Source organism: Dorea sp. 210702-DFI.3.125 (assembly GCF_020560945.1).
GTDB lineage: Bacteria > Bacillota > Clostridia > Lachnospirales > Lachnospiraceae > Dorea > Dorea formicigenerans.
This window is the reverse complement of sequence record NZ_JAJCNF010000005.1, coordinates 98,910-113,978: the sequence shown is the minus strand read 5'-3', so window position 1 is coordinate 113,978 and position 15,069 is coordinate 98,910. Positions and strand designations below refer to the sequence as shown.

Below are 15,069 nucleotides of genomic sequence, written 5' to 3'. Positions count from 1 at the left end.
CGTGTCCTGTCTACTTTTATCCTGAAACTTTTTATGCCAAATACTTATTTTTTCACGTTCAATATATAATCATCAATATCGCACATAATGTACTGGTCTCCTTTTGTGTGCAGTGTTTCAAAATATTTCATAATATACCTGTATATATCATATTTGCTGAATCTTTCAGCCACTTCTGCCCCAGAAAGCCCTTTTAAATACCTGTATCTTTCCATACAATAAATTAAAAAATTAACTTCTTTACTCATAATTACGCCTCCTCAGGATAATCATAAGAACCTGTCAGCAACTCGTCCTGATACATCGTATATAGTGTTTTCGGACTATAATGCCACAATTTTGACTTTTCATCAGAAAGCTCCTGATACAGCTTTGACTGATAAAACTTAGGAATAATCTGTTCTACATCAACATTACTGTTCTTTGCGATTTCTTCAATAATCGGAGGCACAATGATTGCCAACATTGCACTGAACTGATCTTCATTCATACTAACTCCCTCCTTTGAAACTGCAAATACTGTAATGATTTCTCTGTGGTAAAAACCAATTGATTAAATAATTTACGAATTTTCAATGCCTGCAAGGTCTGTTCTTTTGTCAGTACACCAGTCATATATAAAGTAATCGTCCGATATACATCATCATTTGCAACTGCTCCATATATCAGATCATACTGCTTTCCTTCGTACATTCCCTTTCGATTAGCTGCAACAAAATCAAGCCAGTTTTCATCAGGACTGTCAAATTTTAATAAACTGCATTTTTGAAATGCTTCTTTTTCATCTATTTCGTAAATATTCAGGATAGCTTCTCCCTCTTTACGTCTTTCAGCTACTTTTAATGCAAAATTTTCTGCCTGTTCCCGATTTGTAGTTGTATAAAATCCGAATCCAAAATCCAGAAAGCGATTTTGTTTTACAAGCTTAGGGTGTTCTACAATCACATTACTCCCGTGATATAAAATCATGAATGATTCCCCCTTGTCTTAATTACTTTTCTTTTTATTATTGTATCAAATCACCAGCTTAACGGCTAGTCCCTTCTTCACTAACAAAATTTATTTCAGGTAGGAATTCATTTTAGGAGAAAATGTTGAATGACAGTTTCAGTTGTCGTTCAACATTTTTTTGTATACTAAGAGATAAGAATGGATATACAATCATCAATGGTACAGGAAATTATTATATAGAAGCGCAGACTCGAGACCAGACTCGAACCGACATAATCGTGGATTATTTAGGAAAACAGTATGTGATAGAATTAAAAATCTGGCGAGGTGATGAGTACAACAAAAGAGGCGAAAAACAACTGGCTGAATATTTAGAGTACTATCATTTGTAAAAGGGATATTTGTTGAGTTTCAGTTTCAATAAGAACCAAAAAACGAGATTGAAAGAAATCGAAGTGGGTAATAAAAAAATCATAGAAGTGGTAGTATAAAAAATATTACAATGATAGCAGAAGAATAACCGCCCATCGTCCTGCAAATATGAGCGGTTATTCATAACCCATTAATATCAGGCGAACCGTCAACGGTAGCACCTTTCTTATTCTTTTGATATATCTATATTAACATTAAATATATATCAATTCAAGAATCCCTTTACATTCTCCCAGTGGCTCTATTCTTTATCCCCAAGGATTTTCGTCCGGATATCTTACCCCTTTTGGCTGGTTGTATCCGATCTCGTCTACCGGTACTCCGATATATTTGAATACTTCGTAGAGTGCTTTTGCGTAATGACCGAATGCTACTGCGCCGTGATGTGGGAAGTTCTTCCCAATCAGCACATGGCGGTAGAAGCGTCCCATCTCCGGGATTGCGAATACTCCGATAGATCCGAAAGAGTGTGTTGCTACCGGCAGAATCTCGCCCTGTGCGATATATCCGCGGAGGATATTGTCTGCGGTGCTCTGGAGACGGAAGAATGTGATATCTCCCGGCACAAGGTCTCCTTCCAGTGTTCCCTGTGTTACTTCCTCCGGCAGAGTTCTTGCCATGATCTTCTGGTATTTCATCTCGTGGCCGCTCAGCTTACAGGAAGCTGTATTTCCACAGTGGAATGCCATAAATGTATCTTTCTGGGTGTAGTCATATTTACCCTTGATGTCTTTTTCGTACATATCTCTCGGCACGGAATTGTTAATGTCAAGAAGTGTGACTGCATCCTGGCTGACTACGGTTCCGATAAACTCGCTGAGTGCACCGTAAATGTCTACTTCACAGGATACCGGAATGCCTCTCGCTGCCAGACGGCTGTTTACATAGCATGGTACGAATCCAAATTGTGTCTGGAATGCCGGCCAACATTTTCCGGCAATCGTCACATATTTGCGATAACCTTTGTGCTCCTCGATCCAGTCTAATAATGTCAGTTCATACTGTGCCAGTTTCGTAAGGATCTCCGGCTTTTTATTTCCAGCACCGAGCTCAGATTCCATATCTTTTACGACTTCTGGAATTCTCTCGTCTCCGGCATGTTTGTTAAATGCCTCAAACAAATCCAGCTCTGAGTTTTCTTCGATTTCAATTCCGAGATTGTAGAGCTGTTTGATTGGTGCATTACATGCAAGGAAGTTGAGCGGTCTTGGACCAAAGCTGATGATTTTTAAGTTATTTAATGCATCAACGGCTCTCGCAACCGGAAGAAAATCGTGAATCATATCTGCACATTCCTCTGCGGTTCCAACGGGATACTCTGGAATATATGCATGAATATTGCGAAGTTTCAGGTTGTAGCTTGCATTTAACATACCACAATATGCATCGCCACGTCCGTCTAGAAGATCTACTGCGCTCTCTTCTGCAGCTGCCACAAACATTTTCGGTCCATCGAAATGTTTTGCGAGCAATGTCTCGGAAATCTCCGGTCCGAAGTTTCCAAGGTAAACGCAAAGTGCATTACAGCCTGCTGCCTTGATATCTTCCAGCGCCTGTACCATGTGAATCTCACTCTCCACAATACAGACTGGACATTCGTAAATGTCTGTCTCATCGTATTTTGCTTTATAAGCCTCTACCAGCGCTTTTCTTCTATTTACTGATAATGGCTCCGGGAAGCAATCTCTGCTGACTGCTACAATACCAATTTTAATTTTAGGAATATTTATCATGTTCTTTTCCTCCTTAAGTTCTGGCCGGTTCACTCCCTGCCAATTAATTTTCTGGCCATTTATCTCCCTGGCTGACCGTAATAAGCATTTGCACCGTGTTTTCTGTAATAATGTTTATCCTGAAGTTCCTGTGGCGCCGGTTTCACCTGCGGATTGATCAGTTCTGCACGGGCTGCCATTTTTGCAACTTCTTCCAGTACCACTGCGTTATGTACAGCTTCTTGTGCATCCTTTCCCCATGTAAATGGGCCGTGATTCTTGCAGAGTACTGCCGGTGTTGCGATATAGTCCAAATCTTGGATGGCAAATTCATCCGCAATCAAGACTCCTGTATTTTTCTCATAAGCTTCATTGATTTCTTCTTTTGTAAGGTTTCTCACACAAGGCACTTCTCCATACAGATAATCTGCATGAGTTGTTCCATAGCACGGAATTCCCCGTCCTGCCTGTGCCCAGCTCGTAGCCCACGGTGAGTGTGTATGTACCACGCCTCCGATTTTCGGGAAACGGTTATAAAGAACAACGTGGGTGGCTGTATCAGAAGATGGATTTAAATCTCCCTCTATTTTATTACCATTTAAATCTACCACGACCATGTCTTCTGGTGTCAGTTTCTCATAATCTACTCCACTTGGCTTGATAACAAAAAGGCCTTTTTCCCGGTCAATTCCGCTGACATTTCCCCATGTAAATGTGACAAGTCCGTAATGAGGAAGAAGCATATTGGCCTCATAGACCTCTTTTTTTAATTCTTCTAACATTGCTGTCTCTCCTTTTCCCCTGCACGGCTAGTATTGATTATCTCATTTCATACTTCAAAGCCGTACAGGGCACTACCACCGATTAAACTATAAGATTCTCAAGGGCTGCCTTCTCAATGGCAATTCCTTTTTTATATCTCTCGATAAATGTCTCGAATCCTTTTACATCTTCCGGATCCGGATCCATAGAAGTTCCTTTATTTCCTACAAATACTTTCTCTGACAGATAGTGTGCCAGTGTCTCATCTGATTCTTTGTTCAACATATAAGATGCCAGAAGTGCCATGCCCCAAGGGCCGCCTTCTCCTGCGGTCTCCATAACAGATACCGGTGTGTCAATGGCTGCTGCCAGAATTCCCTGTCCGACACCTTTTGTTTTAAAGAGTCCGCCGTGTCCGAGAATCTTATCAATCTGTACATGTTCTTCCTTTAACAAAATGTCCATGCCGACTTTTAAGGCTCCTAATGATGTATAAAGGTGTGTTCGCATAAAGTTTGCAAGATTAAATCTGCTCTCAGGCGATCTGACAAAGAGTGGTCTTCCTTCTGTCACGCCTGTGATATTCTCTCCTGACAGATAACCGTAGGAAAGAAGTCCGCCACAGTCTTTGTCTCCTTCCAGTGCTTTGTTATATAAAGTTCCAAATAACTGGTTCATATCCACTTCCATACCGAAGCTTTCGGCAAATTCACGGAAGAGTCCGACCCATGCATTTAAATCTGAAGTACAGTTGTTGGCATGTACCATACCGACCAGACTCCCGTCCGGGGTCGTAACAAGGTCGATTTCCGGATAGACTTTCTTTAATTCTTTTTCCAGTACGACCATAGCAAATACTGACGTTCCGGCAGATACATTTCCAGTGCGCTTTGCCACACTGTTTGTCGCTGCCATTCCGGTTCCCGCGTCACCTTCCGGCGGGCAAAGCGGAATTCCTGCTTCCAGATTACCGCTTGGATCAAGAAGTTTTGCACCTTCTGGTGTCAAAGTTCCTGCGTTTTCCCCCGCAACCAGTATTTTGGGAAGAATATCCTTTAATTTCCACGGATAATTCTTGTCTGCAACTAAAAGATCAAACTTCTGGATCATGGCTGCATGGTACTGTTTTGTTTCCGGATCGATCGGGAACATTCCGGAGGCATCTCCGATTCCGAGTACTTTCTGTCCGGTCAGCTTCCAATGAATGTATCCTGCCAGTGTGGTGAAAAACTCAATATCCTTTACATGGTCTTCTCCATTTAAGATTGCCTGATACAAATGAGCGATGCTCCATCTCTGAGGAATATTGTACTGAAAAGCTTCTGTAAGTGCCTCAGAGGCTTCTCCTGTGATTCCATTTCTCCATGTGCGGAACGGGACAAGAAGTTCTCCATTTTTATCAAATGCCATATAGCCATGCATCATGGCACTGAACCCAATCGCTCCGATTTTCTTTAAAGTCACTCCATAAGTTTCTTCTACGTTAAATGCCAGTTTCTGATAACTGTCCCTGAGTCCCTGCCAGATATCATCAAGGCTGTAGGTCCAGATTCCATTTTCCAGACGATTCTCCCACTCATGATCTCCAGAAGCAATCGGGTGATGATTTTCATCAATGAGTACTGCTTTGATTCTTGTGGAACCAAATTCAATACCAAGGACTGTTTTTCCTTTTTCTATTAATTCTTTTCTACTACTCATATCATTTTCTCCGTTTCTTTCCGGAATTATCTGCGATAAGCAAGCTCATTCCAGCGAAGTTCATTTTTCAACTGACGGATTGTTGTGTTTGCGTCAATGTAGACAGCCTCGATTCCCATTGCTTCTGCCCAGTCGCCCATCTGCTCTGCACTTAAATCATAAGAAAATGCAGTGTGATGTGCACCGCCTGCCAGAATCCAGCTCTGTGCTCCGATTTTAAGATCCGGTTTCGGTGTCCAAAAAGCAGTTGCTACCGGAAGCTTCGGCATCGGTTTTTCTGTCTTTTTACACTCCACTTCATTGATCAGAAGACGGAAACGGTCTCCCAGATCAATAAGGGAAGTCGCAATTGCCGGTCCTTCTTTCGCCGTAAATACAAGCCTTGCCGGATCTTCCCTGCTGCCCATGCTCAGCGGCTGCTCTTTGATGCTGATCTTACCGTCTGCAATAGTCGGGCATATCTCCAGCATATGCGCTTCCAGAATTCCTTCTTTACCAGGTACCAGATTGTATGTGTAGTCTTCCATAAAGGAAGTACCTTTTGCGTCCTTCATGCCGCCGGTCATAATCTTCATAAGTCTGACCATGGCTGCAGTCTTCCAATCTCCTTCCGCTCCGAAACCGTACCCTTTTTCCATCAGTCTTTGCATTGCAAGTCCCGGAAGCTGTTTAAATCCGCCGAGGTCTCCAAAATGTGTAACGATTGCCTGATAGTTATTCTCTTCCAGGAATCTTTCCAGACCGATTTCAATTCCTGCCTGAACGGCTACATGACGGCGAAATTCTTTTTCATCTCTTCCTTCTAAAAGAATTTCATATTTGTCATAATATTCTTCAACTAATGTATCAATATCTGCCTGAGAGACTGCATTTACTGCTTCTACTGCCTCATTGACCGGATAAGCGTCTACCTCCCAGCCGAACTTGATCTGCACCTCTACTTTGTCACCTTCGGTAACGGCAACATTTCTCATATTATCTGCAATACGCATCACACGGATATGACTGCTTTCGACAACTCCGACTGCAGTTCTCATCCAGGAACCAATCTGCTTCTGCACGTCTTCATCTGCCCAGTAGCCGACAACGACTTTCCGGTTCATATGAAGGCGGCTGAAAATGTGTCCGAATTCCCGGTCACCGTGTGCGGACTGATTCTCGTTCATGAAATCCATGTCGATGGTGTCATACGGAATCTCCCGGTTGAACTGTGTATGCAGATGGAGCAGTGGTTTTCTGAATTCCTGCAGTCCCAGTATCCAGGATTTTGCCGGTGAAAATGTGTGCATCCATGTAATGACTCCTGCACAATTTTCATCTGTATTCGCCTCATTGAACGTCCGGCGGATCAGTTCATTTGTAATTAAGGTCGGTTTCCATACAACTTCATACGGAAGATTTCCGGAGGCATTGAGTGCCTCCACAATCTTCTGTGCATGTTCTGCCACATGGGTCAGGCATTCATCTCCATATAAATCCTGAGAGCCGGTACAGAACCAGAACTGATAATTTTTCGTTTTTAACATCGGTCATTACCCCCTGTTCTTACGAGCCATAACAATACTCTGGATTACAAGGAACAGACAAAGCATTGCTGCGATTGTAATTCCTGTCCACCATGCCTGATCCAGACCTGCGGAAGATACGATATTCTGGATTGTACTTAAAGAAAGTACTCCGAAAAATGTTCCGATAATATTTCCAACACCACCGGTCAGAAGTGTTCCACCAATGATAGAGGAAGCGATTGCGTTCATTTCCATTCCTGTCGCATGGGAAGCAGAACCTGATCCTACGTGAAGAAAATATACATAGCCTGCGATTCCCGCCAGAACTCCACTGAAAAGCTGTGCAAGGAAACGTGTTCTTTTTACATTAATACCAAGCATCAGTGCACTTTGTTTGTTTCCACCGACTGCGTAGAATGCCCGACCAAGCTTGGACCAGCGAAGCATTACGAACATCAGGACTACAATAAGCAGTGCCACAATAACTCCGATTTCTACATAAGCATCCACATATTTACCGATTCGGTTTACGGAACCCATTCCAGGTACGATAACACGAGTATCTTTTAATGCAACGAATGCTTTATTCTGTACGTTGAACGGATCTGTATGTACAATAGTCGTCATACCACGAGCAAAGAACATACCTGCCAGTGTTACGATAAATGGCTGGATATCAAGATAAGCAACCAGGAATCCTTGAACGAGTCCGAATGCAAGTCCAATTCCAAGTGCAATCAGGATAGACATGGCAACATTTCCACCCATATAATCCAGATATACACCACAGCTCATACTGACAAGTGCTACCACACCACCGACGGAGATGTCGATCCCGCCTGTAATCATTACTAAACTCAGTCCACAGGAAGTAATTAAAAGTGCTGCATTTGCATTTAAAATGTTAAAGAATGTCTGTGTCTTTAAAAATCCGCCACCCTGGAATACCATTGCGCCGATATACATAGCAAAGAATACGACGATTGTAATTGTCAGGAGTAGATTTGTATCCGAAATATTTCTTTTCTTTTTAGATTTCATACTAAGCTACCTCCTTCTTTGCCTGCATTTTCTTTGTAAATGAAGCAAATTTCTCACGTACGACCGGTGCACTGATTACAACCAGAATGATTACTACAACTGCCTTGTAAGCAGAGATTGCATCAGATTTTACATTGAATTTATAAAGTGTTGTTGTCAAAAACTGAATAACGTATGCTCCGAGAATTGAAGCTGTCATGTTAAATTTACCACCGCTTAAGGAGTTTCCTCCGAGGGCTACTGCCAGGATCGCGTCCATCTCAATATCCTTCGCAATAACAGAATAGTTAATGGAAGAAATACGGCTGACCTTGATCAGTCCTGCCACTGCCACGCAAAGTCCTAAGATTACAAAGCTTAAGAATTTGATAAATGCAGGATTCAGACCGTTCAATCTGGAAGAATGCTCATTGATTCCAACCGCCTGTGTGTATAATCTGAGATTTGTAAATTTCATGGCCAGTGCGATCACGATCATACATGCAACTGCAATGAAAAATGGTGTCGGAATCGGGATTCCCGGAATAAATCCTCCAAAGTATGCAAATGTCGGATCACTGACGACCGGAAGTTCATTGTTATTAATCCATGCTGCGATAGAACGTCCTGCTGTGTATAGAATCAAGGTCGCTACCATCGGCTGAATCTTGAAGCCTGCAACAAGAATACCGTTAAATGCACCGAATAACATGGATACAACGCATGCTACTAAAAATGCTACAATGATCGGAGCCTGAAGTTTGTCTGGTCTGGAATTGGTTCCGCAAAGTACACGTAAAATCACGGAACCTGCAATTGCAATTCCGGCGCCCACACTGATATCCTGTCCGCCGGAAGCCGCTGTTACAAGGGTCATTCCTATTGCAAGGATCGCAAGCTCTGAGCCATAGTCAAGAATTGTGATCAGATATCCGGATAATACATGGTTTCCGGCACTGTTGACGTCCATGGAAATCTTGTAAAATGACGGGTCTGCAATTAAGTTAAATACAGCGAGCAGAAGAAGCGCCGCAATCGGGATCAAAATCTGCTTACCGCTGAACATATCCATAATATTTTTTGATTTTTTTGTTGTAGTGTTCTGCATTATTCTTTGTCACCTCCGGCAATTGTGTCCATGATACTGCTCTGTGACAGTTCCTCTCCTGAAAGCTCTCCGACTTTCTTTCGGTCTCTCATGACAATCAGTCTGGAACATGTACGAAGCATCTCATCTGTCTCAGAAGAAATAAATGTCACACTCATACCTTCTGATGCAAGCTTAAGTACTAATTTCTGAATTTCAACCTTAGTACCGATATCAATACCTCTGGTCGGCTCATCGAGAATCAGATATTCCGGGTGAGTCAGAAGCCATCTTGCTAGAATTACCTTCTGCTGATTACCACCGGATAGTGATTTAATCGGTGTGTCTGCAGAAGCGGTCTTGATCTCCAGGAGCTTGATATATTCATCTGCAAATTTATTTGCCTGTGCTTTTGAAAATGGTTTGAAGAATCCACGAAGCACCTGTGCCGCCAGAATGATATTGTCTCTGACAGACAAATCTCCGACAATTCCGTCTCTCTTACGGTCTTCCGGAAGATATGCGATTCCCTGCTTCATAGCATCCAGTGGTTTATTGATTTTTACTGCTTTTCCGCTTTTCTTTACTGTACCGCCAGTCACACGATCTGCTCCGAAGATTGCACGCACGCACTCGCTTCGTCCAGATCCGAGAAGTCCGGTAAATCCATTGACTTCTCCTTTTCTTATATTGAAGTCAAATGGTTTGATTCCGGCATTGCTCTGTAAGCCTTCCACTTCAATGACTGGTGGAATGGACTCATCTGCCTCATAGACCAGACTTTCATCTTTAATATCCGCCTCATCGTCCAGCTCTTTACCAAGCATCTTGGCTACCAGCTTGACTCTCGGGAGATCCTTGATTTCATATTCACCTACTAATTTTCCGTCACGGAGAACCGTGATCTTATCACACACTTCATATACCTGATCCAGGAAATGTGTTACGAATATAATTCCAACACCTCTGGAACGTAAGTCTCTCATGAGTCCGAATAATTTTTCTACTTCCTGTTCATCAAGGGAAGATGTCGGCTCATCGAGAATCAGTACTTTACAGTCCATATCGACCGCACGGGCAATTGCTACCATCTGCTGGATCGCGATAGAGCAACTGGAAAGCTGCTGTGTTGCTTTTGCGGGAATATCCAGTGATTTCAGAATCTTATCCGCGTCCGCATTCATCTTCTTCCAGTTCTGTCCGATTCCTTTTCCACGTCCGATGTACATGTTCTCTGCCACGGAAAGGTTCGGACAGAGTGTAATCTCCTGGTACACCGTGCTGATTCCAAGATTCTGTGCGTCTTGTGGAGAACGGATTGCAACTGCTCCTTCATGTCCCTTCAGGAAGATATCTCCACCGTCTTTTTCATAGACTCCGGTCAGAACCTTGATCAAGGTTGACTTACCTGCACCATTCTCTCCCATCAATGCATGAATCTCTCCCTCACACAATGTGAAATCTACTGCCTGCAGTGCCTTGACTCCCGGGAAACTTTTATAGATATTTTTCATTTCCAATACAGAATTCTCTTTCACCAGCGTATTCACCTCTTCATTCTTACTTACTGTTTTGCTTATTATTTTCTATCTCTTTTCGGGTTTGTTTTCCTTTTAAGAGAAAATGCGCGACGCCGCGTATTTTTTTATTTTTCTTACGCTGCGCCGCGCGACTTAACATATTTTTTCTACACTTTGATTCCTGTGGATTACGACCTGTTGCGCACTCTCACAATCCATCATTAGATACCGAACTGATCTACATCGTCCTGTGTAATTGTTGTTGCATCGAATCCCTTCTCATCCATGATGATTGTCTTCTCATCAAGTGTCTCGCCTGCCTCAAGTTTCTTGATAACATCTTCGATGTAAGAAGCCTGATAAGGGTTGCACTGTCCATCATAGTTCCAGTTCTGGTTCAGAAGTTCTTCTAATGCCCATTTGTTGCAGTCAAATCCCATAACGATAACGTCTTTTCCAACACCATGGGAGATATTTGCTTTGTCAAGAGCTGCTACAGCACCTTTAGCCATATCGTCGTTCTCTGCATAGATTACGTTGAATGCCTGTCCGGAATCGATAACGGACTGTACAATCTGCTGTGCTTTCTCTGCATTCCACTCTGCTGTCTGCTCTGTTACAATGTTCCATCCCTCAGATTTTGCTGTATCTGCAAGTGCGCCAGAACGTCCTTTCTGAGCTGCTGATCCCATAACACCCTGAATGTGAATGATGTTATACTCAGGTAATTTCTGGTCTTTTAACCAGTTTGCTGCTGTCTCACCTTCTTTTTCCATGTCGGATACGATAGAAGCTGCATACAGGCTCTCGTCTGCGTCAATTGTACGGTCAAACAGAATAACCTGTGTACCTGCGTCCTGAGCGTCTTTCAGAACACTGTCCCAGCCTGCTGTATCAGCAGCGGAAAGGAGTAAGTAATCAACACCGTCTTGGATAAACTTCTGAGCTGATGTAATCTGCTCATCATTCTTTAAGCTGTAAGCGAATGAAGCGTCATATCCATTCTCTTTTGTAAATGTTGCTTTTAGGTCTTTATCATTTGCTGTACGATATCCGGATTCATTTGGATCATTGTTGATGATACCAACTTTAATCAGCCCGTCACCAGAATCGGATTTTGCGCCGTCAGATGTTTCTTTTGATCCTCCGCAACCTACAAGTCCAATGACCATCATAGATGCGAGTAAAACTGAGATAATTTTTTTCTTCATAATCTTCCTCCTGATTTTCTTGATTTTTTCACATCAGTTACTTTAGTCTGTTTTTGAAAGGCCTCTCTTTTTCTTGATTTCACTATAGCATCACATAGCTTTGTTCACAATTATAAAAACAGCGGTTTTTAAAGGTTTATCAGTTATTTACAATACAACTTTTTTGTATTAAAATATCAAATAAATACAAGTTTATTTTTAATGTTTGCTATTCTCAGATAAACAGTGATTTTCTTTTGATATCGTTGTTTTTTTGACATATTTTATGTGGATTTTTACATTTTACAGTTGTTATCTTTGCAGTTGTTTCACATAAAAGTTTGATTTTTTCAGGGGAACGTTAGATTTTCTCAGATTCTTTTATGTTAAGAAAAGATAATTTTTTTCAAAAAGGAGATTTTTTTATGGCTATAAAATACAAATGGCTTGCCGGAACACTCCGGGATCTGATTAAAAAAGATGTGAAAAATGAAATTAATAAGCTGCCATCGGAGCAGGAGCTGTGCAGACGTTATCACGTCAGCCGCCAAACCGTAAGGCAGGCTCTGAATCTTCTTACGCAGGAAGGTCTGATTGAAAAACGTCACGGAAGCGGCAGTTATATTACCGGACATTCTTCAAATCTGTCTGATGACCAGATTGATATTTTGATTTCTGATGATTCCAATTATATTTATCCCGGTGTATTAAATGATATTCAGGGAACACTTCGAAAAAATCATTTTTCATCACAGGTTCATATTACGAAAAATGAAACTTATGAAGAACGCAAGATTCTGACAAAACTCTTATCTGCTCCACCACGAGGAATTATTGTAGAAGGATCCAGAAGTTATCTTCCGAATCCGAATCTTGATCTGTACCGTGCACTTCAGAAAAAGAATTGCCGCTTTGTCTTTTTACATAATTACTATCAGAATTTCAGTCAGATTCCTTTTGTAAAAGACGACAATGTTTCCGGAAGCCGACAGCTTACCGAGTATCTTCTTTCCCAAGGGCATACGGCGATAGGCGGAATCTTTCACTCTGACGACCTGCAAGGTGCAGAACGATTTCAAGGATTTATGGAGACTATGCGTAACCAGGGGCTTCCTGTCCCGGATTCCAGAGTCGGCTGGTTCAATTCCCGTGACCTTGACCACCTGCAGCGTTTCCAGGACACAGGGTTCTTAAAAAAATTCGTGCAGGACTCCTTGGAATCCTGCACGGCTGTCGTCTGTTATAATGATATGATCGCATATTTTTTAATTAAAGAACTGAATCTGGCAGGATACCATCTACCTGATGATATGGCAATCGGAGCCTTTGATAATACTTACTTAAGCAACTCACAGATTCTGACCCTGACTACTTTATCCCACAAATCCCACGAAATGGGCACTGCCGCTGCCAACATGATGATCCAGCAGCTCAAAGGAATTCCTGTGACATTTTTAGAGGTCCCGTGGACTCTAATTCCAAAAGGAAGTACACCAGACAACCTTTTGGACAACCTTTAGTTCTTCTTTCCATTACGGTAATCTCTCGGGCTGACTCCCTGCGTTTTCTTAAATACAAAGCTGAAATAATGGGAGTCTTTATAGCCCACCGTTGCGGCAATCTCTGCGGTTGACACAGTCGTATCACGCAACAGCTTTCTTGCTTTTTCCATACGCTTTTCTGTCACGTATTCGGTAAATGTCTTCTCCATGCTCTGACTAAAGATAGAACTTAAGTAATTTGCATTGACCTTAACCTCACATGCCACATTTCCAAGAGTCAGTGATTCTTCTGTGTAATGATCCTGGATATATTCCAGTGCTCTTCGAAGAGTGCTTCCGCCCTGTGAATCACTATCCTTATCACGAATCTCTATCGCTATCTGGAGCATTTTTACAAAGTACTCAAAAACCTCTTCTGACTCCATATGAATATTCTGTGCATACTCTCCAATGGCCTGTAGATATTCTTCCTTTGAGCCTCCGACAGACTCCACGTAAGACAAAATCGTAAAGCGGATATTCAGCACTACATATTCGCAGAACATTCTGGATTTCATTGCTTCACTGATCCCCCCAAGATAAGACTCAACAAAGTTGTAAATCTCCCCCTGGATGCCCCTTGCCAGAAAATCCAGAATTACGTCCGGCGCCACTTTTGATGTATCGACTGTCACTGCTGCCTGACTATTTTCTTCCTGATTCTCCATATATCTTGACAGATTTTCCTCTGTCAGCACATGCATCTGTGGCAGAACAAAACGGTATGCAAGGCAATGACTGGCGCTCTTGTAACATTCTTTGAGCATACTCAGTCTCTCTACCGGTTTTCCTGCAGCCACGTACCAATCCATTTTCTCCGGCGCCTTCTCACATATCTTCTGGACATAATCCAGTGCCTGGTCTGTCTCCTTTTCAACATTATCCTGATCTGATTTTATTAAGACTCCATAACAGTTTACATTCCACCGGAATACCTGAAACTTAGGATACCTCAGAAAATAATGCAAAATTTCTTCCTGCTGCCGCAAAAACTGCTCCACTTCACGCTCCGTCTGGTTCCTCCGGTGTTCCTGCAAAGATATAAAAATCAAGTTATAGCTGGACGCCGTCAATTCCATTTCAAGCTTCGCCGCCTCATCATAGATTTCCTTGACAGACATTTTCCCTTCCAATACTTTTTCAAAGAAAAGCCTTCTGGAAAACTGTTCATATTCATGCATTTCATTTTGAAGCATCGTCTGGTAATCTTCCTGCTCTACGTCCTGTTCAATCTTTTCTTTTAACTCCTGAAGCACTTTTCTCAAATTCATCCGTGTTACAGGCTTTAGAAGGTATTGATCTACACCAATAGCAATCGCTTCCCGCGCATACTCAAAATCATCATACCCACTGATAATGATAATTTTCGTCTTCGGAAGCTCTTCCCGCACGATCCGGCTCAGCGACAGCCCGTCCATGAACGGCATCTTAATATCTGTGATCAGCACATCCGGTTTCGTCTTTCGTATAAGCGGAAGCGCCATCTCACCGTCCGCTGCCTCCCCGACAAACCGATAGCCATACTGTTCCCACGGAATATTGTCTCTTAGACCTTCTCTGATTAAAGTTTCATCTTCTGCCAGAAATACTTTTAACATCACATCTTCACCCTTATTTTTTAATCTACTCTTATTCGAAATTCTGC

The 15,069-nt window shown here is 42.2% G+C and carries 13 protein-coding genes and 1 pseudogene; 2 read left to right on the top strand and 12 right to left on the bottom strand.

Annotated elements, in window-relative coordinates; translation table 11 throughout:
- Positions 1-44: 44 nt before the first annotated feature.
- From LI164_RS04340 to LI164_RS04330, 3 genes are read right to left on the bottom strand one after another with little or no spacing between them, the layout of a single operon-like run.
- A complete protein-coding gene (locus LI164_RS04340) occupies positions 45-248 on the bottom strand; it encodes a DUF3791 domain-containing protein (RefSeq protein WP_173794161.1) in 204 nt (67 codons plus the stop codon).
- 2 nt (positions 249-250) lie between these two features.
- Entirely contained in the window at positions 251-490 is a 240-nt protein-coding gene (locus LI164_RS04335; protein WP_173794160.1) for a hypothetical protein, read from the bottom strand.
- Complete coding sequence (locus LI164_RS04330; RefSeq protein ID WP_173794159.1) at positions 487-969, bottom strand: DUF3990 domain-containing protein; 483 nt, start codon at positions 967-969, stop codon at positions 487-489. The genes LI164_RS04335 and LI164_RS04330 overlap by 4 nt, the downstream gene beginning before the upstream one ends.
- A gap of 191 nt (positions 970-1,160) precedes the next feature.
- Between LI164_RS04330 and LI164_RS16270 the strand changes: the two are divergent.
- Positions 1,161-1,442 (top strand): annotated as a pseudogene (locus LI164_RS16270) (GxxExxY protein); the annotation flags it as partial.
- Between the two features lie 189 nt (positions 1,443-1,631).
- Here the strand turns inward: LI164_RS16270 and LI164_RS04320 are convergent.
- The 8 genes from LI164_RS04320 to LI164_RS04285 all read right to left on the bottom strand — a co-directional run bounded on the left by LI164_RS04320 (position 1,632) and on the right by LI164_RS04285 (position 11,904).
- The gene (locus tag LI164_RS04320; RefSeq protein ID WP_227086770.1) at positions 1,632-3,116 is read right to left on the bottom strand and encodes an L-fucose/L-arabinose isomerase family protein; all 1,485 of its coding nucleotides are present in this window, start codon (positions 3,114-3,116) and stop codon (positions 1,632-1,634) included.
- 59 nt (positions 3,117-3,175) lie between these two features.
- Positions 3,176-3,877 (bottom strand): L-ribulose-5-phosphate 4-epimerase, encoded by a 702-nt coding sequence (locus tag LI164_RS04315; protein WP_117606560.1) that lies wholly within the window; start codon positions 3,875-3,877, stop codon positions 3,176-3,178.
- An 82-nt stretch (positions 3,878-3,959) separates the two neighbouring features.
- A complete protein-coding gene (locus LI164_RS04310) occupies positions 3,960-5,558 on the bottom strand; it encodes a xylulokinase (RefSeq protein WP_117606559.1) in 1,599 nt (532 codons plus the stop codon).
- 26 nt (positions 5,559-5,584) lie between these two features.
- The gene (gene araA, locus LI164_RS04305; protein WP_227086769.1) at positions 5,585-7,084 is read right to left on the bottom strand and encodes an L-arabinose isomerase; all 1,500 of its coding nucleotides are present in this window, start codon (positions 7,082-7,084) and stop codon (positions 5,585-5,587) included.
- Between the two features lie 6 nt (positions 7,085-7,090).
- Complete coding sequence (locus LI164_RS04300; RefSeq protein WP_117606557.1) at positions 7,091-8,107, bottom strand: sugar ABC transporter permease YjfF; 1,017 nt, start codon at positions 8,105-8,107, stop codon at positions 7,091-7,093.
- A gap of 1 nt (position 8,108) precedes the next feature.
- A complete protein-coding gene (locus tag LI164_RS04295) occupies positions 8,109-9,194 on the bottom strand; it encodes an ABC transporter permease (protein ID WP_117606556.1) in 1,086 nt (361 codons plus the stop codon).
- The gene (locus LI164_RS04290; protein ID WP_117606575.1) at positions 9,194-10,687 is read right to left on the bottom strand and encodes a sugar ABC transporter ATP-binding protein; all 1,494 of its coding nucleotides are present in this window, start codon (positions 10,685-10,687) and stop codon (positions 9,194-9,196) included. The genes LI164_RS04295 and LI164_RS04290 overlap by 1 nt, the downstream gene beginning before the upstream one ends.
- 227 nt (positions 10,688-10,914) lie before the next feature.
- Complete coding sequence (locus LI164_RS04285; RefSeq protein ID WP_117606555.1) at positions 10,915-11,904, bottom strand: ABC transporter substrate-binding protein; 990 nt, start codon at positions 11,902-11,904, stop codon at positions 10,915-10,917.
- 404 nt (positions 11,905-12,308) lie between these two features.
- Between LI164_RS04285 and LI164_RS04280 the strand changes: the two genes are divergently transcribed.
- Positions 12,309-13,403 carry a GntR family transcriptional regulator gene (locus LI164_RS04280; RefSeq protein ID WP_227086768.1) on the top strand — a complete coding sequence of 365 codons (1,095 nt, stop codon included), beginning with the start codon at positions 12,309-12,311 and terminating at the stop codon, positions 13,401-13,403.
- On the opposite strand, the gene LI164_RS04275 is transcribed toward LI164_RS04280, so the two are convergent.
- Positions 13,400-15,022, bottom strand: coding sequence for a response regulator (locus LI164_RS04275; RefSeq protein WP_117606553.1), 1,623 nt, complete (start codon positions 15,020-15,022; stop codon positions 13,400-13,402). The genes LI164_RS04280 and LI164_RS04275 overlap by 4 nt on opposite strands.
- Positions 15,023-15,069 lie beyond the last annotated feature (47 nt).